This is a genomic window from Vibrio hepatarius (genome assembly GCF_043642085.1).
In the GTDB taxonomy this organism is placed as follows: domain Bacteria; phylum Pseudomonadota; class Gammaproteobacteria; order Enterobacterales; family Vibrionaceae; genus Vibrio; species Vibrio hepatarius_C.
This window is the reverse complement of record NZ_JBHZSA010000005.1, coordinates 20,991-43,150: the sequence shown is the minus strand read 5'-3', so window position 1 is coordinate 43,150 and position 22,160 is coordinate 20,991. Positions and strand designations below refer to the sequence as shown.

Annotated in this window: 22 protein-coding genes; 5 read left to right on the top strand and 17 right to left on the bottom strand. The window is 47.7% G+C overall.

Annotated features, from left to right (window positions below):
- Window positions 1-42: 42 nt before the first annotated feature.
- The 4 genes from cysQ to ACHUFZ_RS12020 form a co-directional block, all read right to left on the bottom strand.
- Entirely contained in the window at window positions 43-870 is an 828-nt protein-coding gene (gene cysQ / locus ACHUFZ_RS12035; protein ID WP_394127369.1) for a 3'(2'),5'-bisphosphate nucleotidase CysQ, read from the bottom strand.
- Between the two features lie 57 nt (window positions 871-927).
- Window positions 928-1,473, bottom strand: a complete 546-nt coding sequence (gene nudE / locus ACHUFZ_RS12030; protein ID WP_004410889.1) for an ADP compounds hydrolase NudE — start codon at window positions 1,471-1,473, stop codon at window positions 928-930.
- 121 nt (window positions 1,474-1,594) lie between these two features.
- Entirely contained in the window at window positions 1,595-2,182 is a 588-nt protein-coding gene (gene nfuA, locus ACHUFZ_RS12025; protein ID WP_004410891.1) for a Fe-S biogenesis protein NfuA, read from the bottom strand.
- Between the two features lie 86 nt (window positions 2,183-2,268).
- Complete coding sequence (locus ACHUFZ_RS12020; protein ID WP_394127368.1) at window positions 2,269-2,967, bottom strand: phosphoribosyltransferase family protein; 699 nt, start codon at window positions 2,965-2,967, stop codon at window positions 2,269-2,271.
- A gap of 57 nt (window positions 2,968-3,024) precedes the next feature.
- On the opposite strand from ACHUFZ_RS12020, the gene bioH reads away from it, so the two are divergent.
- Both bioH and ACHUFZ_RS12010 read left to right on the top strand, forming a co-directional pair.
- Window positions 3,025-3,816: a pimeloyl-ACP methyl ester esterase BioH gene (bioH, locus tag ACHUFZ_RS12015; RefSeq protein WP_394127367.1), complete on the top strand. Its 792-nt coding sequence runs from the start codon at window positions 3,025-3,027 to the stop codon at window positions 3,814-3,816.
- Window positions 3,817-3,941: 125 nt separating this feature from the next.
- The gene (locus ACHUFZ_RS12010; protein WP_004410896.1) at window positions 3,942-4,412 is read left to right on the top strand and encodes a hypothetical protein; all 471 of its coding nucleotides are present in this window, start codon (window positions 3,942-3,944) and stop codon (window positions 4,410-4,412) included.
- Between the two features lie 97 nt (window positions 4,413-4,509).
- On the opposite strand, the gene ACHUFZ_RS12005 is transcribed toward ACHUFZ_RS12010, so the two are convergent.
- Window positions 4,510-6,831, bottom strand: a complete 2,322-nt coding sequence (locus ACHUFZ_RS12005) for a Tex family protein (RefSeq protein ID WP_394127366.1) — start codon at window positions 6,829-6,831, stop codon at window positions 4,510-4,512.
- Between the two features lie 271 nt (window positions 6,832-7,102).
- Between ACHUFZ_RS12005 and ACHUFZ_RS12000 the strand changes: the two genes are divergently transcribed.
- A complete protein-coding gene (locus ACHUFZ_RS12000; RefSeq protein WP_394127365.1) occupies window positions 7,103-8,974 on the top strand; it encodes a putative ATP-dependent zinc protease in 1,872 nt (623 codons plus the stop codon).
- A 63-nt stretch (window positions 8,975-9,037) separates the two neighbouring features.
- Here ACHUFZ_RS12000 and greB read toward each other — a convergent pair whose 3' ends face one another.
- On the bottom strand, window positions 9,038-9,514 hold the full coding sequence (greB, locus tag ACHUFZ_RS11995; RefSeq protein ID WP_004410900.1) for a transcription elongation factor GreB: 477 nt from the start codon (window positions 9,512-9,514) through the stop codon (window positions 9,038-9,040).
- A gap of 175 nt (window positions 9,515-9,689) precedes the next feature.
- Here greB and ompR point away from each other — a divergent pair, with 175 nt between their 5' ends.
- Complete coding sequence (ompR, locus tag ACHUFZ_RS11990; protein ID WP_004410902.1) at window positions 9,690-10,409, top strand: osmolarity response regulator transcription factor OmpR; 720 nt, start codon at window positions 9,690-9,692, stop codon at window positions 10,407-10,409.
- Between the two features lie 81 nt (window positions 10,410-10,490).
- Entirely contained in the window at window positions 10,491-11,798 is a 1,308-nt protein-coding gene (gene envZ / locus ACHUFZ_RS11985; RefSeq protein ID WP_394127364.1) for a two-component system sensor histidine kinase EnvZ, read from the top strand.
- 61 nt (window positions 11,799-11,859) lie between these two features.
- Here the strand turns inward: envZ and ACHUFZ_RS11980 are convergent, their stop codons facing one another.
- Genes ACHUFZ_RS11980 through gspD form a run of 11 tightly spaced genes read right to left on the bottom strand, consistent with a single transcriptional unit; the run spans window position 11,860 to window position 22,126 of the window.
- Entirely contained in the window at window positions 11,860-12,624 is a 765-nt protein-coding gene (locus ACHUFZ_RS11980) for a type II secretion system protein N (RefSeq protein WP_394127363.1), read from the bottom strand.
- A 4-nt stretch (window positions 12,625-12,628) separates the two neighbouring features.
- On the bottom strand, window positions 12,629-13,120 hold the full coding sequence (locus tag ACHUFZ_RS11975; RefSeq protein WP_394127362.1) for a type II secretion system protein M: 492 nt from the start codon (window positions 13,118-13,120) through the stop codon (window positions 12,629-12,631).
- 9 nt (window positions 13,121-13,129) lie between these two features.
- A complete protein-coding gene (gene gspL / locus ACHUFZ_RS11970) occupies window positions 13,130-14,341 on the bottom strand; it encodes a type II secretion system protein GspL (RefSeq protein WP_394127361.1) in 1,212 nt (403 codons plus the stop codon).
- Window positions 14,307-15,320, bottom strand: a complete 1,014-nt coding sequence (gene gspK / locus ACHUFZ_RS11965; RefSeq protein ID WP_394127500.1) for a type II secretion system minor pseudopilin GspK — start codon at window positions 15,318-15,320, stop codon at window positions 14,307-14,309. The genes gspL and gspK overlap by 35 nt, the downstream gene beginning before the upstream one ends.
- A complete protein-coding gene (gene gspJ, locus ACHUFZ_RS11960; protein ID WP_394127360.1) occupies window positions 15,313-15,963 on the bottom strand; it encodes a type II secretion system minor pseudopilin GspJ in 651 nt (216 codons plus the stop codon). Before gspJ ends, gspK begins: the two co-directional genes overlap by 8 nt.
- Window positions 15,950-16,306 carry a type II secretion system minor pseudopilin GspI gene (gene gspI / locus ACHUFZ_RS11955; protein ID WP_394127359.1) on the bottom strand — a complete coding sequence of 119 codons (357 nt, stop codon included), beginning with the start codon at window positions 16,304-16,306 and terminating at the stop codon, window positions 15,950-15,952. Before gspI ends, gspJ begins: the two co-directional genes overlap by 14 nt.
- The gene (gene gspH, locus ACHUFZ_RS11950; RefSeq protein ID WP_394127358.1) at window positions 16,293-16,877 is read right to left on the bottom strand and encodes a type II secretion system minor pseudopilin GspH; all 585 of its coding nucleotides are present in this window, start codon (window positions 16,875-16,877) and stop codon (window positions 16,293-16,295) included. Before gspH ends, gspI begins: the two co-directional genes overlap by 14 nt.
- 24 nt (window positions 16,878-16,901) lie before the next feature.
- Window positions 16,902-17,345: a type II secretion system major pseudopilin GspG gene (gene gspG / locus ACHUFZ_RS11945; RefSeq protein ID WP_004416815.1), complete on the bottom strand. Its 444-nt coding sequence runs from the start codon at window positions 17,343-17,345 to the stop codon at window positions 16,902-16,904.
- Between the two features lie 37 nt (window positions 17,346-17,382).
- Window positions 17,383-18,609: a type II secretion system inner membrane protein GspF gene (gene gspF / locus ACHUFZ_RS11940; protein WP_134834172.1), complete on the bottom strand. Its 1,227-nt coding sequence runs from the start codon at window positions 18,607-18,609 to the stop codon at window positions 17,383-17,385.
- Window positions 18,609-20,099, bottom strand: a complete 1,491-nt coding sequence (gene gspE / locus ACHUFZ_RS11935) for a type II secretion system ATPase GspE (RefSeq protein WP_394127357.1) — start codon at window positions 20,097-20,099, stop codon at window positions 18,609-18,611. The genes gspF and gspE overlap by 1 nt, the downstream gene beginning before the upstream one ends.
- Entirely contained in the window at window positions 20,099-22,126 is a 2,028-nt protein-coding gene (gene gspD / locus ACHUFZ_RS11930; RefSeq protein WP_394127356.1) for a type II secretion system secretin GspD, read from the bottom strand. The genes gspE and gspD overlap by 1 nt, the downstream gene beginning before the upstream one ends.
- Window positions 22,127-22,160: the final 34 nt, after the last annotated feature.

Sequence of the window (22,160 nt, the reverse complement as noted above, 5' to 3'; positions counted from 1 at the left end):
TGTCAAGCTCTCATCTCGGAGCTCGCAGCTAGAAACTGAAAACTAGTCCTTCACCTGCAGGATCTCATCCCACGGCAAGCTCTCATCACCCAATACAATAAAGTTCGGGTTTTCCAACGTATCACGCTCGTTGTATGAAAGCGGCTCTAGTTGAGTACTCAAGATACGTCCGCCCGCTTCTTCAACAATACATTGCGTCGCAGCGGTATCCCATTCACCCGTCGGTCCTAGACGTAAGTAACAATCGACCGCCCCTTCGGCAACCAGACATGCTTTCAATGCAGCAGAGCCAAGCGGTACTAAGTCGTAGTTCCATGCGCTGCTCATGCGGCCGGTGATACGATTGATATCTTGGCGACGGCTGATGGCCATCGCTATCGGGCTCTTAGGGCCATCATGTTGATGGGTTTTGATACGAACACTTTCGCTTAGGTCTGGAATTTTCCAAGCGCCTTTGCCGTGATACGCATAGTAGGTCACTCCCGAAACAGGACCATAAACCACCCCCATCACCGGCTTGTTATTCTCAATCAGAGCAATGATAGTGGCGAAATCCCCACTGCGGGCAATAAACTCTTGGGTTCCATCAAGCGGATCAACTAACCAGTAGCGATCCCACTGCGAACGTTTGTCTAAACTAATGTCCGCAGCTTCTTCCGACAGTACAGGAATATCCGGCGTCAAATCCGATAGCTTCTCAGTAATCAGTTTATGTGCCGCAATATCAGCGCTGGTGACTGGGGTTTCATCACTTTTGGTAAATTCTTCGTACTCTTTTTTCTCGTAAATATCGAGAATAAGCTGCCCTGCACTGCGAGCAATTTCAATCACGGACGGTAAATGGTGAGACAAGTCTTCTGTTATTGGCATAAAAATTCCTTTGCGCTCTCGCGTAAACCCCTTTGCTCAAGGCAAGGTCGATAATTATTATTTTAAAATGCGTAGAGCGAGTAATAGCGCGGTAATACTGCGCGCTTCACTAAAATCGAGGTGCGTCAGCAGTTCTTCAGCTTGCGCCAACGGCCAACGAACCACATCTAATGGTTCAGGTTCATCACCTTCTAGTTTTTCTGAGTATAGATCTTCGGCGATGAATAGGGTCATTTTACTCGAGAAATAAGAAGGCGCTAAAACCACTTCTTTTAGCGGTGTCAGCTTATTCGAACCTTGACCTATTTCTTCTTTCAACTCTCGCACTGCAGCCTGCTCCGGCGTCTCCCCCGGGTCAATCAACCCTTTAGGAAAACCTAATTCATAGCGCTCCGTGCCCGCCGCATATTCACGGACTAACAGAATATCGCCTTGAGCTGTGATCGGTACCATCATCACCGCATTACGGCCGCTTGGCTTCATGCGCTCATAGGTTCGTTCCTCACCATTGCTAAAACGCAGATCCAGCGCTTCAATCGCGAACAGTCGCGATTGTGCAACTGTTTGTTTATCTAGAATTTCTGGTGGAGTACGTTTAGCCACGAGCCTGCTCCTCTACGAAGATTGAAGTTCCTAATATATGAGAAATTTTATAAGTTTGAAAACAAAAAAGGGCCGGCATCGCTGCCAACCCTCTCGATTTTATTCAATTTAGAGCAATGTCTTAGTAGTAAGAGTGCTCACCGCGATCGTGTTCAGTCGCGTCACGTACCGCAGATAGCTCACCTTCGAACTGTTGTAGAAGTTCTTTCTCGATGCCTTCTTTAAGAGTCACATCAACCATTGAACAACCGTTACAACCACCACCAAAGGCTACGATAGCGACGCCTTGCTCAGTGATTTCAACTAGGTTTACGTGGCCACCATGACCTGCAAGCTGAGGGTTCACCTGAGTTTGAATTACGTACTCTACGCGCTCAACCAAAGGTGCATCATCAGAGACTTTACGCATTTTCGCGTTTGGCGCTTTAAGGGTAAGTTGAGAGCCCATCTTATCCGTCACAAAGTCAATCTCTGCGTCTTCAAGGAAAGGTAAGCTTAGTTCATCAATAAATGCTGAAAAACCTTCAAACTTAAGTTCTGTATCCGTAGATTCTACCGCTTCAGTTGGGCAGTAAGATACACCACACTCTGCATTTTGAGTGCCTGGGTTTACCACGAATACGCGAATGTTAGTGCCTTCTGGTTGCTGACCCAATAGGTTAGCAAAATGAGATTGGGCGTTTTCTGTAATAGTAATAGAATTTGACACGACGAATACCTGAGTAATTTTGTAGGCTATTTGTTGTCCATTTTACTCCTGAAAATTTAGAGGTCTAGCGTTTTGATCAAATTCAGCTAAGTTACTACGTCAGGAGTACGGCAAACGCAGTAAATATCGACACTTTTGACGCCACTATCAAGCAGTAATTTGCATAAATGCTGCACCGTACTGCCTGTTGTCACAACATCATCAACAATTGCGACATGGCGATAAGAATTTTCCTCTTTGAGCAGCTTGAACGCCCCGTTCAAGTTGACCTGCCTTTCGCGTCGACTCAGTCCTTTTTGCTGTTTAGTCGCACGGGTACGGCGAAACAAAGGCCGATATTTACACCCCAACTGCTTCGCCAGCGAGGCGGCCAATAACTCACTCTGATTAAAGCCTCGACGCCACTGGCGACGCCAATGCAACGGCACAGACGTTATCACTTCAGCAGGGATATCTATATTTGGAATCAGCAAATCCACCAGTTTACGGGTGTGCCAGAACTGACCCTCATACTTCAAGTGATGTACATAGGTTGATAAGGGCTGTTGATAATCGCCAACGCAGTAAAGTCGACGCCAAGGTGGAGGCGAAACCAAGCACTCACCGCACACAGGCGTTTCAGTCACACAAGGCAAGCCGCAACGCTGGCAGCGCGGTGTCGGTAAAAAGGTATCGCGACAAGCAAAACAAAATCCATTGTGCTGCTGGTCTAACTCTAAGCCGCATAACTCACAATTGAGTGGCAACAGGTCGGCGATGTATTTGATCACTCTTTGCGGTAACATGAGCAAAATCTCAGCAATGGAAAAGCCCATTGTGACGATCAAAATTGACGCTTAAGGATGGAAAAAGTGGTACATAGCGAGAGCAACTCACAACCTTTATTTTGGCACACAGCAGGCAGCGGTGACGATATCGTCCTACTCCATGGTTGGGGAATGAATGGTGCAGTATGGCAACAGGCTGTCGATGTTCTTAGCCAATACTATTGCGTGCACGTGGTTGATCTCCCTGGTTTTGGTCATAGCCATCAATCTTGTTTCACCAATATGGAACAGTTAGCAAGTCAGGTTTTAGCAGATGCACCACAACAAGCAGTTTGGCTTGGTTGGTCATTGGGCGGCTTACTGGCAACTCATATCGCACTCCATCACCCCGAGCGAGTGCAAAAGCTGATTACGGTAGCGAGCTCACCAAAGTTTGCCGCCGAAAAGCGTTGGCGCGGAATCAAGCCAGAGGTACTCAGCAACTTTACCGAGCAATTGGTTGAAGATTTTCAACTGACGGTCGAGCGTTTTATGGCTCTGCAAGCGATGGGTAGCCCTTCAGCAAGGCAAGATGTTAAACAGCTCAAAAAAGCCGTGCTTTCTCGCCCCGCGCCTAACCCAGATTCATTGTTAGCTGGGCTTAAGCTTCTTGCCGATATCGACTATCGCGCGGAGTTGGAGCGCTTAACCACTCCAACACTGCGACTCTATGGCCGACTTGATGGTTTGGTGCCAGTTAAAGTTGCCAGTGATGTCGACACCCTGCTACCAACGAGTGAAAGTCATACCTTTAGTGCCTCTTCCCACGCGCCGTTTATGACCGAGTTTGACGAGTTTTGTCACAAGGTGCGCCAATTTGTAGCCTAAGCGTTTGTTTCTATTAGGCACATTCAAATAATTGTCGCTGACGCTAAATATTTGTCACTACTGGTCGATAAATATACTAACCGACGGAGTGTTCGCTCCAACGGTTGGGCGTGAGGAGACAAACAATGCTCGTATCACCTACGAACGTAAGCGTTCCACTGATCGCCCCATCGGTTAATGTGCAAACGGAACAAGCGGCACGCGATAATAAAGTCCGTGAGCCAATTGCTCCAACCATTGCATTAGCCAAGAGCAACGCCGAACGAAAAGTGACAGCAGACGATAAGCGGCGCAAACAATCTTCATGGGATCCCTCAGAGCACCCGAGCTATGAGACGGATGATGTGGAGGATGTCGTTGCCGCTTCTCACTATCAGGCCGAAGATACCATCGAACGGCTTTTTAAACTGCTTTCACTCGATAGTTACAGCGAACATCAAGGTAAAGGCTATGCTATGCGCTTTCGCTTGCCGAGGCGCATAATCGATGCGGCGATATCAGAAGGAATGATGGCCAAACGCAGGACGGTGATAAAGTTTCATTACGGACATGCCGTTGTGCCCAACACTCCATCTGATGTAATTGCGGTGTTGTAGTACCTTATCTTGCATTAGCTCGATAAGGTAATACCCAAAAAAATCCCCGCCAGTATCACTACTGCGGGGATTTGTCTTTTCATTGGGCTAAGAACGATTAACGCTTAGCTTTAGCAAATGCGGCGGCAAATGCTCCGCCCATTGCGCTGTTACCATTCGATTCTTCGCGGCGACGCTGATTGCTTTGCGGCTGACGCTGCTGGCCATGTGGTGCACTTGAGCGCTGAGAACGGTTATCTTGTCCCGGTTCATCGTTTAAGCGCATCGACAGGCCGATACGTTTACGCTGCACGTCCACTTCCATCACTTTCACTTTGACGATATCACCCGCTTTAACCACTTCACGCGGGTCAGAAACGTAGCGGTCGGTCAGAGCAGAAATATGCACTAGACCATCTTGGTGAACACCGATATCAACGAACGCACCAAAGTTCGCCACGTTCGATACCACACCTTCCAATACCATGCCCGGTTCAAGATCTGATACAGAATTCACCCCATCAGCAAAGGTTGCTGTCTTAAATTCAGGGCGAGGGTCACGGCCCGGCTTATCCAACTCTTTAATGATGTCGGTTACCGTAGGCACACCGAAACTCTCATCGGTGTAGTCCACAGCATGCAGGCCACGCAAGAATTGAGTATCACCAATCAAGGCTTTGACATCTTTATGGTTCTTCTCTGCGATAGCCTTCACGACTGGGTAAGCTTCCGGGTGAACCGATGACGCATCTAGCGGGTTTTTGCCATCCATAATGCGTAGGAAACCAGCACACTGTTCAAACGCTTTTGGCCCTAAGCGAGCCACTTTTTTCAGCGTGGTACGCGCTTCAAAGCGGCCGTTCTCATCACGATAATCAACAATGTTCTGCGCAATGGTACTTGAAAGACCAGCGACACGAGTCAACAGTGCAGGCGAAGCGGTATTCACATCCACGCCTACCGCGTTTACACAGTCTTCTACCACCGCATCAAGGCGTTTAGCGAGCATAGACTGGCTCACGTCATGCTGATACTGGCCAACACCGATTGATTTCGGGTCAATCTTCACTAGCTCTGCCAATGGGTCTTGTAGACGACGTGCTATCGACACCGCACCGCGCAGCGACACATCGAGATTAGGGAATTCTTTTGCAGCCAGCTCTGACGCCGAGTAAACCGAAGCGCCTGCTTCACTGACCATGATTTTCTGCACCTTAAGGTTGCCACGTTTAATCAGGTCAGCAACAAAACTATCCGTTTCACGTGAAGCCGTACCGTTACCAATCGCAATCAAATCGACATTGTACTTACGCACCAAGGCATCAACGATTTGCGCTGACTTGTCATATTGTTTCTGCGGTGGATGCGGGTAGATGGTTTCTGTCGCCAGCACCTTACCGGTTGAGTCCACCACTGCGATTTTTGAACCCGTACGTAGACCAGGATCGAGGCCAAGTGTGGCACGAGGGCCTGCAGGTGCTGCCATCAACAGGTCTTTTAGGTTAGTGGCAAAAACTTCAATCGCTTCGATTTCAGCGCGCTCTTTCATTGCACCCATTAGCTCGGTTTCCATGTGCATAGAAACCTTGATACGCCATGCCCAGCTAATAACCTGCTTGCGCCATCCATCAGCAGGGGCACTGCTGAGAGAAATGCCGTAGTGATCGCTGATAATCGTCTCACAGTAAGACTGACGTGCGCCCTCTTCCTGCTCAGGATCAGCATTCATCGCTAAGGTTAAGAAGCCTTCGTTACGGCCACGCAGCATTGCCAAAGCGCGGTGAGATGGCACTTTACTGATCGCTTCATTGTGTTCGAAGTAATCTTTAAATTTTTCGCCTTCTTGCTGCTTACCATCGACAACGCGAGCAACTAGCTCAGCGCTACGATTAAGGTGATGGCGAATCTTCTCCAGCAAGTTGGCGTCTTCTGCAATGCGCTCCATCACGATAGCACGTGCGCCATCTAACGCAGCTTTGGTATCCGCAATACCTTTATCAGCATCAAGATAGTTTGCAGCTTCGCTTTCTGGCTCGGTTTGTGGCTCGTTCCACAGCTTGTCAGCCAGCGGCTCTAAGCCCGCTTCAATCGCTATTTGGCCTTTAGTGCGACGCTTTGGTTTGTAAGGTAGGTATAAATCTTCTAGGCGAGTCTTACTGTCAGCCTGATTGATTTCCGCTTCTAGCTCAGAAGTCAGTTTGCCTTGTTCTTGAATGGATTTGAGAATGGTTTGACGACGCTCATTAAGTTCACGTAGGTACGCGAGGCGGCTATCAAGATTACGCAGTTGGGTATCGTCAAGACCACCAGTCACTTCTTTACGGTAACGAGCAATAAATGGCACCGTATTGCCATCATCAATTAGGTTTACAGCAGCAATGACTTGCTCTGAGCGTACATTTAACTCTTGAGCAATCAAATTACAGATAGCTTGGCTCATCCGTGTGTTCTCTTAATTCTATGTGTGGGTTTTCAGCTTTCGCTTCTGTGGGCTTCAAAGCTATTGGGTATGTTCAATATATTGGGGTAACCATCAGATATTGCAATGCTTTCGACGCAGCGCAGAAAATTAGCCTATAAATTACGGCGCTCAGTAGGACATTGGTCAAAATTGTGTCAAAACTAGAGGTAAATCCGAGACTTCTTGATTAGAAACTGCCTACTCTTTCTATACACCCAGATTCTCTCTTAGACTGATGCGGAAAATTTTAATGAATAAAATGTCATTGGCGGTAGCCTTAGCCAGCTCATTATTGGCGAGTTCAATTGCTTGGGCAGAACCTATTGCTGCCACCACCCAAAGCCCAATTTACCAACTCGACGATAAACTGGTCCTTGGCCGCGTTGAAAGTGTCTACCTCAGTGATATTCCCGCATTAGAGGGAATATCGTTCGCGGGAAAAATTGATACCGGCGCTGATACCACCTCAATGCACGCTGAGAATATCCATGTCAGCAGCTTGAATCCTGATTTCCAGAAATTAAAAGATGATGAGTTACTGTGGGCAATCATCGATGACCTAGGGGGCACAAAAGCGGTGTGGGATGCCAATACCTTTGTTCCCTATCAGGTAAAGGTCAGCTTCACTATTTTTCAGCCATATACAGGTGAAAAAATAGAGATTATTGATGATCTTGAAGATGTTAGCGCCATTCGCAGCCGAACCAGTGAGAAGCCAATTCTGCGTCCAACGGTAAAAATGCCCATCACCATTGCCGGAAGAACCGTTGATACTGTCGTCAACCTAACCAATCGTAACCAGTTTTCGGCGCCGATTTTGGTCGGTAAAACCTATCTCGATGATAATGCTTGGGTATTCGCCGGCTATGACTACCTTCAAGAGCAAAAAAATGCTCAGCTGATCGGCAAGAAAGAGAGTGTCGACATAGGTGGGCTAACGCAGAAGGTGAGTTATTCACTGCAAAATAACTACAGCTCATTGCATGCCACCAACATCAAGATCGATGATAAAAATCAGCGCGTTACTTTTACCCTCGAAGATGATAACGGCAAACAAAGCCAACTGACTCAGCCACTGGTAAGAATGCTCAATGTGAGCGGGGACGAAAAGCCGTTGGTCTTTGTCCCGGTTAATACCAACAGTGAGACACCCCAATATTGGATGGTTTACCTAACTGATAGAAGCAAGTTCAGCTCTCAGCTTCGCCTTGGTAAGGGCACTCTAAACAAACGCTTTATGATTGATACCAGTAAGAAGTCGCTACTGAGTAACTCTCCGAAAACATTCAACACTAAATCCAAAGCGATGCAGGTGTCAGGAGAAGAGAATCTCGTTCTCGACGGTATTCCACTCAAAGCTGAACCATCATTAGTAGTAAAAACCCCGCTGCTAAAAGTGGTCAGCTTCGAGATGTTTGAGAAAAAAGGCAAAGATTGGGTGACCTATTACCTCACCAATGCACAAGGTGATGTGCAGCAGTTCTCTAAGCCAATCAATAAGAAACTGCGTGTCGGTGATTCAGTAAGACCAGTGGTGTTTGGCACGTTCAACCTGTATGGCAAGAATATCGAGATGCCATATGCGATTGATGTGCTTGATGAGGACGAAGTGGAAGACTACTTTGTCATTGGCCAGAAAATGTCAAAAGATGGCGTGCTTATCAACACCCGCACCGATCACCTACTGGATGCCTACCCGCTGTTCACCGCCGGTCATATCGAAGTCGCGACCGTTGAAGGGCTCAACTTCCCGGTTAAGCTCGATACGGGCGCCGATGTCAGCTCAATCAATGCGCAAAACATCAAGATGTTCAAAAAAGATGGCCAACAGATGGTCAGCTTTACCTATCAAAACGATGTTGGGATGGAAGAGAAATTCACCCGCAAAGTAGTCGATACGATGACCATTACTGCTAAACAAGGTGAGAAAGCCAATGTGCGTCCAGTGGTTGAAATGCATGTCACGCTTGGCGATTTGGAAAAGAAAATCCGCGTCAATTTGCAAGACCGCAGCCGATTCCATTACAGCATGATCCTTGGCAAGAACTTCCTTAAATATGGTGCGGTAGTCGCCAGTGACACCAACTATATCGTCACTGACAAACCAGACTACGAAAAATAGCCAACAAAAAGTCCCGCTCAGTGCGGGACTTTTTGTTTGGCGATTAAATGAGTGACCTCGCCGCTACTCACTGTAGCGGATACTGTTTACAAACCACTCTTTAAAGCCTTCTGGCGTTTTAACGCTAAACTCATCATCGACTTCTTTTTTCAGTAACGCTCGCGCCATTGGTGAATCAATCGAGATGTAGCCTTTGGCATCGCCATATATTTCGTCCGGCCCAACAATGCGAAACGCTTTGGTATCACCATCTTCATTTTCAATCTCAACCCAAGCACCAAAGAAGACCTTACCCTCTTGTTGCGGAGAGTAATCGACCACTTTGACCTGCTCTAAGCGCTTGCGCAGGTAACGAACGCGGCGATCGATCTCACGCAGACGCTTCTTATTGTACTGATAGTCAGCATTTTCGCTGCGATCGCCAAGGCTCGCCGCCCAAGTCACTTTTTTGGTGACTTCGGGGCGGTCTTCTCTCCACAAAAAATCGAGCTCTTTCTTAAGTCGATCATAACCTTCGCGCGTAATTAGGTTTGTTTTCATATTTCTGACGCTATTAAATTGAAGTTCAGATATACATTAGCTAAAAAGGAAATAAACGTTAACAATTCTTTGCGCCAATAGAACTGGAACAGTGTTACATTTTAAGCTGCGCAATTGAGTTAACATTCCATTACTCAAAGTTTGCGTGAGCTTATTCAATAGGTGGAACCATTACATGCAAGAAAATCACAAAATCTTAGTTGTCGATGATGATGCACGACTTCGTGCACTACTAGAACGTTACTTGTCTGAACAAGGATTCCAAGTTCGCAGTGTCGCTAACAGTGAGCAGATGGACCGCCTGCTAACGCGTGAGACTTTCCACTTGATGGTATTAGACTTAATGCTACCAGGTGAAGATGGCCTATCAATTTGTCGCCGTCTACGTAACGCAAACAGCACTCTTCCTATCCTGATGCTAACCGCAAAAGGTGATGAGATTGACCGTATTGTCGGTCTTGAAGTGGGTGCTGACGACTACCTACCAAAACCGTTTAACCCGCGAGAGCTTTTGGCTCGTATTAAAGCGGTACTGCGCCGCCAGACAACTGAACTGCCTGGCGCACCAAGCAGTGAAGAGTCTGTAGTTGAGTTTGGTGACTTCCGCTTAAACCTAGGCACGCGTGAAATGTTCCGTGACGATGAAGCGATGCCACTGACATCGGGTGAATTTGCCGTTCTTAAAGCGCTCGTCACCAATGCTCGTGAACCTATGTCGCGTGATAAATTAATGAACATGGCTCGTGGCCGTGAATACTCTGCGATGGAGCGTTCCATTGACGTGCAAATCTCTCGCTTACGCCGCATGCTTGAGGTTGACCCAAGCAAACCTCGCTATATTCAAACAGTATGGGGCTTAGGTTACGTCTTTGTCCCAGACGGTAAAGAAGCCTAAAATAAACAACTATTGATAGAGTGCGAGACCTAGTCTCGCACTCTTTGTTTTTACCACCGTAACTCGCTCAAGGTTGGTGTTATGCGCATCCGCAGCTCATTTACTCAATCCATATTTATCTTCCTGACCCTACTGATTGCCAGTCAGGTTTACTCTTACTACGCTGTGTTCAACTATGCTCTGATGCCTAGCTTGCAGCAGTTCAATAAGATCCTTGGCCACGAAATCAACTTGATGCTGGATGACTCAGATATCATGGCTGATGAGCTAGAAATGGATGCGCCACTGCGCCGCCGCGTATTGGAGCAACTTGGGGTGACGATTCATGCCAAAGACAGCCCAATGGCGGATGAGTACTACCATGCTGTGACAATCGATCTCATGAGCGAAGAGATGACCCATGAGCTCGGTTCACCGACTGATGTGCGTATGATGCTTGGCAGTGACAGCTATGTTTTGTGGATGCAGATTGATTCGTTGCCAGATTCACTGCTGCGTATCCCACTATCTGAACTGCAAGAAGAGGACTTCACACCGTTATTTCGCAATAGCTTAATCATGGCGCTATTAATTGTCGCCGGTGGTTGGCTGTTTATCCGTTTGCAAAACCGTCCACTTATCGCGCTAGAAAAGGCAGCAAAAGGCGTTGGCCGAGGCGAGATTCCTCCACCACTGCCAGAAAAAGGGCCTTCGGAGATACGCTCAGTTACTCGCGCATTTAATCAGATGTCGAAAGGCATTCAGGCGCTTGAAGAAGACCGCGCTTTATTGATGGCGGGGATTAGTCATGACTTGCGCACGCCACTGACGCGTATTCGCTTAGCAACAGAGATGATGTCGCCGGAAGACAGTTATCTTGCCGAAGGCATCATTAGTGATACCGAAGAGTGTAATGAAATCATCAGTCAGTTTATGGACTACCTAAAGCCGGTAAACAAAGACTCTTTCATTCCCGTCGATCTGAATGATATTGCCAATGATGTGGCGTCATCTGAGGGCGGCTATGAAGTCCAGATTGAAACCGAACTCCACCAGCCGCTCAAAGAGACGATTGGTAGCCCAATTGCGATTAAGCGCGCAGTCAGCAACCTAGTCACCAATGCGATTCGCTATGGTAATGACTGGATTAAAGTCAGCACTGGCATCACCGCTGACAATAAACTGGTGTGGGTCTGCATCGAAGATAACGGCCCAGGTATTGAGCAGAGCCAGATTGGCAAACTGTTTGAACCCTTTACTCGCGGCGATACTGCTCGAGGCAGTGAAGGGACTGGATTAGGCCTGGCTATCGTTAAGCGTATCGTCAGCCAGCATAATGGCTCAGTGATCGTCAATAACCGCAGTGGCGGTGGATTAAAAGTCCAAATCAGCTTCCCAGCCAGTAAATAATAAAAGGGCAGCTATTCGTAGCTGCCCTTTTCTCTATCTTACAATGCCTAACAGCCGCGATTTATAAACGACCACGGTAAGTAAATGGGAACTTACCTTGCGAGTCCGCTTGATTCGGCAGCCACTTCAGTTGCTGCGTTAACTCACTAGGAAAATCACTTTGTGGCTTAAACCACGCCGTCGCGACATAGCTCCGGTTTGGCTCTAAAGTCACATTCGCGCTACTCACAACCTGATCACTACTCTGCCCGGCAGACACCTCAACCTTGCTGTCTTGGCAATTGAACTGCGCAACGATCGGCCCTGTCGCTAACTCGGCGAGTGGCGAACCAATCACATCGGTATTCCAAACCAGACTGCCTTCCGCGGCCTGACAGAACGGCGCTGCATAAGCGTAAGAACGCAAACTCAGCTCAACTTGACCATTAAGATCTAGCGGTACGGGTAAGCTCGGCGCCACTTCGAGCAATGAAGTCACTGGCATTGATGCAATGACATTCTCGGCATAAGGGCCGCTTGACGCATAGCCGACCACACCGCGCCCTTGGAGTTGAATATCACTGCCGCGCCCAAAGCGAACTTTAGCCTCAAGCTTAGCCGCCAATAACTGGCTAGGGCTCAGCTGCCAGTTCAATTGACCGTAGTTTTGGCCATTCCATGTCACTTGGTGAGCTGAGCCTTGCCATACCGTCCCTTCTACGCCGACTAAACTCAGCTGACTCGGTAACGGAGCGTATTGCACCACAAATTGAGCTGGCAGATGAACCAAGGCACTGGTCGACAAAACGCCACCAAGAAACAGGCCCGATAGAATGATTTTTTTCACGCTTCTACCCTCGGCCAAATTGCAGTCGATTGATTTCTACCATGCCTTCTTGAGCGCCTTTATCAAGGTCAAGGAAGACAACGCCGATACCGTAGTTTTCCTGTAAGAAGGTCACCCAATTCATAAACTGATTAAATGGCATAGGTGCAACCCAAACTTGAAATTCATCACCACGTGGCTGGACGCGAATCAATTCAACCTTAAAACGTTGCACACTTGATGACACCGCTTGGTTGATAGGCAAGCCAGAAGCACTCTTACCGCCTTGCCCTTTAAGCACAGCAATCTCATCGGCTTTATCTGTTACCCAAGCCAGCAACTGCTTTTCACTTTGAATACGCATCTGAGCGTTATCCGCTCGGGTTACAACCGGCTGAACAACACCCCAATACAGACCACCGATTAAAACTAATAGCGTGCAAGCAATCACAAGGCGCTGCTCGCGTTGAGAAATACTCTGCCACCACGTCTGTAGGGAGGCTAATAGATTTTTCATACTCACTCCTTACAGTGGTTTTAAAACAAACGAGCCATTGACGTTACCGCCGGAACGATTGAGCTGCCCTTGCTCAACAGTAAAACGACCACCGAGTAACTCGGCCGCTTTCTCAAAAGTCTGGAAGTCTTTACTTTGTGCTTGCAAACGCACTTCGTTGCGCCCTTCATCATACTTAAAGCTGGTCAAAGTTAGTCCAGGGACCTGTTTCAGTAGTGGAGGCAGCTTAACCATTAGACTCAGCAATGCACTACTATCTGCCCCGCCAGATAAACGCTCGGCTTCTCGGTTCATTTCTCGCTTGAGGTAACTCACCGTAGGGATTTTGCTTTTACCCGGTAGAGACTGGCGGAAAATGCGCTCACTTTCGGCCCGATAAGCTGCCGCTTTCGCTTCATAAGTCTGAATTTTAAGCACGTTATCGACCACCACAACCGCGAGCAGAAATACCGCTGCTATCGCGACTTTTTGCCATGTTTTCCAGTAACGACTAAATGAAGACTTCGGCTTAAATACACCGGTCAAAAGGTTGATTTTGCTAGTCAGCGCCTGCTCTGCGAGCAATTGCATTACCAGCTTAGGCTCGCCATTTTGCCACTGCTGATCTTCAGCCAATTCGAGATTAGGTAACGCCGAATAGGCGGTAAGCGGTAAAAAGGCCTCGTCGCTTTTAACCCACTCCGACTGAGCAATCAGCGTTAACCAATCACTTTCAATCGCCATACCTGAATAAGGTGACTTTTTAAGTAGCCATTGACCGCCAAGTTCTACCGCTGAAATACCCTCAACATCAGGCAGAGCCAACACATCAGGCATCACCTGATGGATCTGACAGCCTTGCTCGCGTAAGTCACTCAGCAATTGCTCAAGGAAAGCCCTGTCAATCGCACACACTTGCGCTCGCCCTTGAGCCTTGTTTAACACTGAGAAATGCAACTGATCGACATCTTGGGCTAAATCATCTTCCAATACATACGGCAACATAGATTCGAACTGACGACTCGCACCGGCAGGAATCTCGACATCCGTCAGCACTAAGCTTTGCGCCGAGATTAAAACCAGTGTGCGACGACCTTGGGCATAGTTAGCCAATTCAGGCAATACTGAGCGATCTGATAACTCACCGCTAGCAATCACCTCTTGTTGCGATTGTGACCAAACTATCCATTGAATAGCTTGCGCCGTATTATTGCTCAGTCGAACGATCAGAAACTCGTTCACCGATACCTCCGAAGCGACGGCGTATTACCGTCGCAGTTTCCTTATTCTCGCTAAACAGCAAGCTACGTACTCTCATGCGAGAGTCGCCGACTAGCAATTCAGCATCCAATTCAAAATAAACACTCGTTACCGCAAGGTAACCTTTTGCGTCTTTCTTTTGCTCTTCATTGACCGAAGAGAACTCTTTTTCAGCTAAGAAATCATCAATACTGCCCCATCCATCAAAGGGGCGATTCTCTAGCACCTGCTTAGCCTGATCTAAGCCGAGCGCAGGGTGAAATAGAGCTACCAATAGCGCCGCTTGATCCGGCTTTAAGGTGTTCACATTAAGACGAAAATCAGACGTTGGCAGCGCACAGATATAAGGGCGCACTTTTTCCATCACCTCGCCGGAGACTTGATTGATCGCTCTAAGCTCCGAACCATCTGCCAATAGGCTATTTGCCGTCATATACGCTGGCGACATCGATTCGTAAAAGCTGTCTTCGACACCACTGGTCGAGTTAACGGAGTTATCACTATCAACATACTCCCACAATGACTGGGCGATGGTTTCGGCTTGGTAGTTTTCAACCTCTAGCTCTTCGAGTAAATGTTGGAAAGCCTCGACCAAGTAAGGGGCCTTATCTGAACCTGCTACCACTTCAACATCCGCCAACGCATTGATATTAAAGCACGCTTGCTTATCAACTAAACGACCGGACAAAGTACCAAAATCAAGTGGATAGGTCTGCTCTTCAAGTGCCCATGGCTGAGACAAATTAATCGTATCTGAGTCTTTATAGCTTTGCTCAATTCCTACCTTGGCCAGCGTTTCAGCACCTAGGCTATACCAATAGGCTTGCTGATAATTAATCTGGTTGGTTGCGCGCTTAAATTGGCCAAATAGGCGGTCTGCCATGGTGGCGGTAATCGTAACCATCACCGCTAGCAGCAACAAAATGATGATCAGCGCAACGCCGCGCTGCTTTTTAACCATCATTATCTGACTCCTCACCACCTTCAAGCGTACCACCGGTAGTCAGATAAATACGTTCGATTTTGCCGTAATCTTGCAGTTCTAGACTCACCGTCACCGCTTGCGGCAGGCGAGAGTTCTTCTGCCAGTTATCACTCCACTGACTGCCATCGTAGAAACGCATCTCAAACGACTCGACACCATCCAGCAGTGGCATCACTACCCCTTCTTGCCCAGCAGGTGTATCGACATAGCGCCACCAGACTCGCTCCAGTTGTTCGTCTTTGATGCGGTAGCCAACCTTACTCACCTCACCACGAGGAAACTGCTGCTGAGGGTTATGCCAACCCAAACGAGTAAACATCACGCCTTTTGCATCCGAGTCGAGTAAGTAATCTTGCCATTGGATAAGTTGCCCAGAGCTCTCTTCGCCATTAGTGCGTGACTGGCGCAGCGCCATTTGACGAAAATCGTTATCCATAAATACCAATGCGCGCTGCAGTGTTTTTAATCGTTCACTACGCTCAAGAGACAACTCGTTACTACGCTGGATTTGATTTAGCACCTGATAAGCACCAACACTTAAACTGGCAAAAATAGCAATCGCTACCAGCACTTCAATCAAAGTGAAGCCTTGTTGGCCAGAGCGCTTATTTCGGTACATAACTTCTTACCGTGACTATCGGCGACGCTTTGGCACTGGTCGCCACCTTCACATCAAACGCTTGCAACATATCACCGCTGGTCGACACTGGCTCGACGCTCCAAAACCATTCTCTTTCCGCTAAGGTTTCTTTACCTTTTTCCTTGCGTAGCTTGCCATTAGATAGCATCACCTTGGCCATTTGATTGTCGGCCACCATAGCGGCGAAGGTTTTCTCTTCAAGAAAGTTGAGCGTATTAATATGCTGACTAACTGAACGAATCGTTGCAATCGCCGCAGTGGCGAAGATCGCCAACGCAACCAAGACTTCCAGCAAGGTAAAACCACGTTTATTGCTGCTCATCTGATTCTCCTGGGGCAAGTAGAAGAATCTGACCATTTTCTTTTGCCACTATCCGCCATGCATCTTTCTCGGCATCCAAATTCTGCGGGTAAATAGCAATAGAAAATGGCGTCACTTCGCCACTGGACATAATAAATACTTGTGGCGGAGGAAGGCGCTTTTCTTGCTCATATTCGGCAAACATCTCTTCATCAAATAGGCCACCAGGCTCAAACAGACGATCTTTATTAGCCCAAACATTACCGCCCAGCACTAGGCTCAGGGCTACGTTATCTTCTAACTCTGTCCGGCTGGTGATATTCGCGTTATCTAAGCGCTGCCAACCTTCTGATGTAAGCTGAAAAAACTCATACACAGACTTTTTATCGTCAACATGCAGGCCATAATCTCGACCACTGAGCATCGCCTCTTCATTCAGAAGCTGAACCCGATGATAGAGTGATTGAGCCTGCTGTTTGGCGCCATCTTCGGCACTAACCGGTAGTGTTGAGATAACGGCTACTGACGCTACCGATACCAGTACTAATACCAGTAAAATCTCAAGTAACGTAAAACCAGAGTGATGGCGCATTTTCAATCGAGGAAGCCCTATTGCTTACTGAAAGTCTTGAATGTTCCAGTTACCAATATCGGTATTGGCACCTTCACCACCTTCTTGGCCATCAGCACCTAAAGTAAAGATGTCCACACTGCCGTTATCACCTGGGCTTAGGTACTGGTAGTCATTGCCCCACGGGTCATTAGGTAGACGTTTGATATAACCGCCGTCACGGTAGTTACGCGGCTCTGGGCTTGAAGGCTTATTCACTAACGCATCTAGACCCTGATCCGTTGATGGGTAAACACTGTTGTCTAGCTTGTACATATCAAGCGCATTTTCTAACGCTACAATATCGGTAATCGCTTTTTGTTGATCAGCTTTCTCTTTGTTACCCAGCAAGTTAGGTACCACAAAGCTTGCTAAAATACCCAAGATAACCACTACGACCATGACTTCTAATAGGGTAAAGCCTGACTGTTTTTTCATTTTTTTGTTCATTTCTCTCTCCACTAAATCTCTAGCTAGGCTAAAACGGTTATGAACTCATTAAGTTATTCATTTCTAAAATTGGCATCAGTGTCGCCATTACAATAAACAGCACCAAACCGGCCATAAGCGCGATCAATGCTGGAGTAAATATCCCCAAGGCAATATTGACCGTTGATTCAAAGTTTGCATCTTGGTTATCTGCTGCGCGCGTCAGCATTCCCTCTAGTTCACCACTCTGCTCACCGCTGGCGATCATATGCAGCATCATAGGAGGAAACAGCTTGGTTTGTTCAAGTGCACGACGCAAGCTTGCCCCTTCACGAACATTGTCGGTCGCCACTAAGACCTGCTGTTTGACGTAATGGTTCGACATAACATCAACAGCAACGCGCATTCCTTCCAAAATTGGAATCGCGCTCGACGTACAAATCGACAAAGTACGGGCAAATCGCGAGGTATTGAGGCCACGGGCTATCTTGCCAATCAGAGGCAATGAGATAACTTTACGATCCCAACTCAGCCGGATATTAGGTTTACTGAGGGCAAATTTGACCAAGTAAATTAGGACAAAGATGGCGATTAACAGCTGTATACCCCAGTTTTGAATAAACTCGCTCGACGCTAACAAGAATTGAGTCGATTGCGGCAGTTCTTGACCCATTTGGACAAACTGACCAACGATTTTTGGTACCACCGCCGCCAATAAGAAGGCAACAATACACACCGCAAACACCACCAGCACGACCGGATAGATCATCGCTTGCTGTAATTTAGAGCGCAGTTTCTGACGATTCTCAGCGTAATCAGCCAAACGCTCTAACACTGAATCAAGGTGACCAGACTTTTCCCCCGCTGAAACCATTGAGCGGAATAGCTCGTCGAAAATATGAGGAAAGTCCGCCAAGCTGTCAGCTAAGGTGTAGCCTTCTGTGACTTTAGAGCGCACTGCTAACAGCATGGTACGAATACGCGGCTTTTCCGATTGCTCTGAGACCGCTTTTAAACACTCTTCCAGCGGCATACCTGATTGAACTAAGGTTGATAGCTGTCGGGTAATTAGCGCTAAATCAGGGGTGCTTAAACCACGTTTAAACTGAAACGTCGCCGGGCTACTGCTTTGCTTTTTCGCTTTCTGGCGAGTTTCGGTCACCTCAACAGGAATCAGTCCCTGTTCTTTAAGTCTGGCGCGAACCTGACGAGCATTATCGCCCTCAATCACGCCTTTCTTATTTTTGCCTTGTGCATCGAGTGCTTTGTATTCAAATGCTGCCATTAGCCTTCCTTGGTCACTCGCATCACTTCTTCAAGTGAAGTCACACCTTGGCGCACTTTATCTAAGCCATCTTGACGGATGCTTGGCGTACGCTCGCGAATGCTTTTCTCGACCGCCTGCTCGCCCGCCTCACTATGAATCAGCTCTTGCACTTCTTCATCGACCACCAGTAATTCATGAATGCCAGTACGACCGCGGTAACCTTTAAAGTTACACGCTTCACAGCCACAAGCACGATACAAAGTCAGCTCATCTTTCTTCTTCAGACCAAACAACTTCTTGGTCTCTTTGTCCGCTTCATGCGGCTCTTTACAGTCTGGACATAGAGTACGAACCAGTCGCTGCGCCAACACACCTAGCAGAGAAGAGGAAATTAGAAATGGCTCAATACCCATATCGCGCAGACGAGTAATCGCACCGACCGCAGTATTGGTATGCAGAGTCGACATCACTAAGTGGCCAGTCAAAGAGGCTTGAACACCGATTTGCGCTGTTTCTAAGTCTCGGATCTCACCCACCATCACCACATCAGGGTCTTGACGCAGTATTGCGCGCAAGCCACGGGCAAAGGTCATATCTACCTTAGGGTTAACCTGAGTTTGGCCGATACCATCAATATCGAATTCAATCGGGTCTTCAACTGTGAGGATATTGCGCTCGTTACTGTTAATTTCAGTTAGGCCAGCATATAGGGTGGTCGATTTACCCGAGCCGGTCGGGCCGGTCACCAAGATAATGCCGTGAGGACGCTGAATCATCTGACGGAACGCGTTATGGTTAACTTCCGTCATACCCAAGCTGTGCAGATCAAGACGAGTCGCGTTCTTGTCGAGAAGGCGCATTACCACACGCTCGCCATGAGAAGAGGGCATAGTCGAAACACGCACATCTACCGCACGGCCACCAATGCGCAATGAGATACGGCCATCCTGTGGTACGCGCTTTTCTGCAATGTCCATCTTAGCCATGACTTTTACGCGCGATACCAGCAGCGGCGCCAACTTGCGACTTGGCGACAGGACATCACGTAGCACACCGTCAACTCGGAAGCGAATCGACAGGCTCTTCTCAAAGGTCTCGATATGGATATCCGACGCACCCTCTTTGATGGCTTCACCAAGCATGGCGTTAATCAATTTGATGATCGGCGCATCATCTTCCGACTCAAGCAGATCCTCATCTTGTGGTAAGTCTTCTGCCAAAGAGAAGAAGTCATCACTATCTGCACCAATGTCTTCCATCAGTTGACGAGCCTCTGAAGAGTCGCGCTGATAGGCTTCGGTCAGTTTGCTATCAAATGCCTCTTTAGTGATATCTTGCAACGTAAAAGCCTGAGCGCAAACTCGGTTCACTTCACGCAAGGCATCGACGCAAATCGGTGCAACGTAGAACAACACTAAGCCATGTTCACCAAGTTCAAGTACTAGCTTGAAGCGATTGGCAAAGCTAAATGGTAAACGCTTAAAGTCTGGCGTAACTGCTACATCCATTACTGGCTATCCATCTGGTCAAGGAAAGCTTGAATCTCTACCGGGTGACGAATTTCCTCACCAAATTTTGGTAGCACCGGAATATGTGCATCATCCATCAACTTAAGACCTTGGTCTGCCTTGTAGAGTTGCTCAGCACGAATGAAGTTGTATTTGCGCTGAGTGATACCATCTGCCGTCATACCATCACGAATAATGGTTGGCTTGATAAATACCATCAGATTCTTTTTCTCTACTTGAGTGCTGGTCGACTTAAATAGATGACCTAAATATGGGATGTCACCCAAAATTGGCACTTTCGATTCACTCTCTAGCGCGCGCTCATCAATCAAACCACCCAAAACAATCATCTGACCATCTTCAACCATCACAGAGGTATTAAGTTGGCGCTTAGCAAAACGGACGTCGACGGCACCATTGGCACCCAGTACGTTAGACACTTCCTGCTCAATGTTAAGCTGAACTGAGTTGCCTTCGTTGATTTGCGGTACCACTTTCAGCTTGATGCCGACCTCTTTACGATCGACAGTCTGGAATGGATTTTCGTTGTTAGAGCCCGAGGTTGAACCCGTTAACACCGGCACTTCTTCACCAACAATGAACGAGGCTTCGCCATTGTCCATGACGGTAATACTTGGTGAAGATAGAATATTGGAGTTTGAATCAGTCGACACAGCACTGATCAATGCTGTCCAGTCGCCCATCGCAATGCTCAGCGCGGCGCCGTTCACACTACCCAATGCTGACGCGAGCGTCGAGTAATCGCCTTTTTCAGTAGTGTTCTCATTACGCAAGAAATTACCATCAGAATCATACACAGCTTTAGTAGTGGTAGTATCTTTGGCCTCTTCTAAACCTACCATGACCTGACCAATCGACGCTCCGGTATTGCTGTACTGAATCATCGCACCAGTTTCTAGGTTGCCCCACTGAACGCCAAGGTTAACGCCATCGCCTTCTGCCATTTCAACAATCAAGGCTTCAATCAACACTTGCGCGCGGCGAATATCTAGCTGAGCAATCACATCTTGCAGCGCATTCATAATATCTGGCGGCGCTGTTAGAACGAGTGCATTGGTACCCGGGTGAGCGGCAATCACAACATCGCCACGTTGAGCCGAGTTAGAGTTTTTGCCACCGGCTGATTTCTCAGCTTGCAGGTTATCCGAAACCCCTTTTAAAACTTCGACTAACTCTTCTGCTTTGGCATATTTAAGGTAAACCACGCGGTTGTTACCTTTCGTTGCCATTTCAACATCCAATTGTTGGATCAATCGACGTAGACGCTGACGAACTTGAGGGTCGCCCGAGATCAAAATTGAGTTAGTTCGATCGTCAGCCACCAATTTAGGCTGAAGAAAAGCCGGAGTATTTTTGGTATCAGTGGTTTTATTTAGCGCTTCTACAATACGCACCATTTCCGCCGCTGAGGCATTATTCAGATCGACCACTTCAATCTCTTTATCACCGGCTTGGTCGACACGTTTAATGATGTCAGCAAGACGGTTTACCACCGCGGCACGACCAGTAATCAAGATAATGTTAGCTGGGTCGTAGTGCACCACGTTACCCGCGCCGGCATTGTCGTTTAGCTGTCGCAGTAGCGGTGAAAGCTCTCGCACCGAGACGTTACGTACGGCCACAACGCGCGTGACAACTTCATCACCACTTATGGAGCCATCACCCACTACAGGTACCGCTGAAGTTTTAGCGTCTTTCGACTTAATAACTTTGAGAATGCCGTTGTCCATTTCAACCACAGCAAAACCATACACTTCTAATACATTGAGGAAGAAGCTGTAGTACTGCTCTTCCGTCAGCATATCGTAGCTACGTACGTCGACTTTACCGCGCACGGATGGGTCAACAATGATGGTCTTTTCTAGGTTACGACCAACGATATTAATGAACTCTTGAATGTCTGTGCCTTTAAAGCTGGCACTAAAGTCATTAGCCGCCACCATAGTCGGGGACGTCAATAAGCTTCCTGCTAAAAGCCATACGCTCTTTTTAAGCCAATGGTTCACACTTTACTCCTCGAACGACTGCCACTGTGTGCGA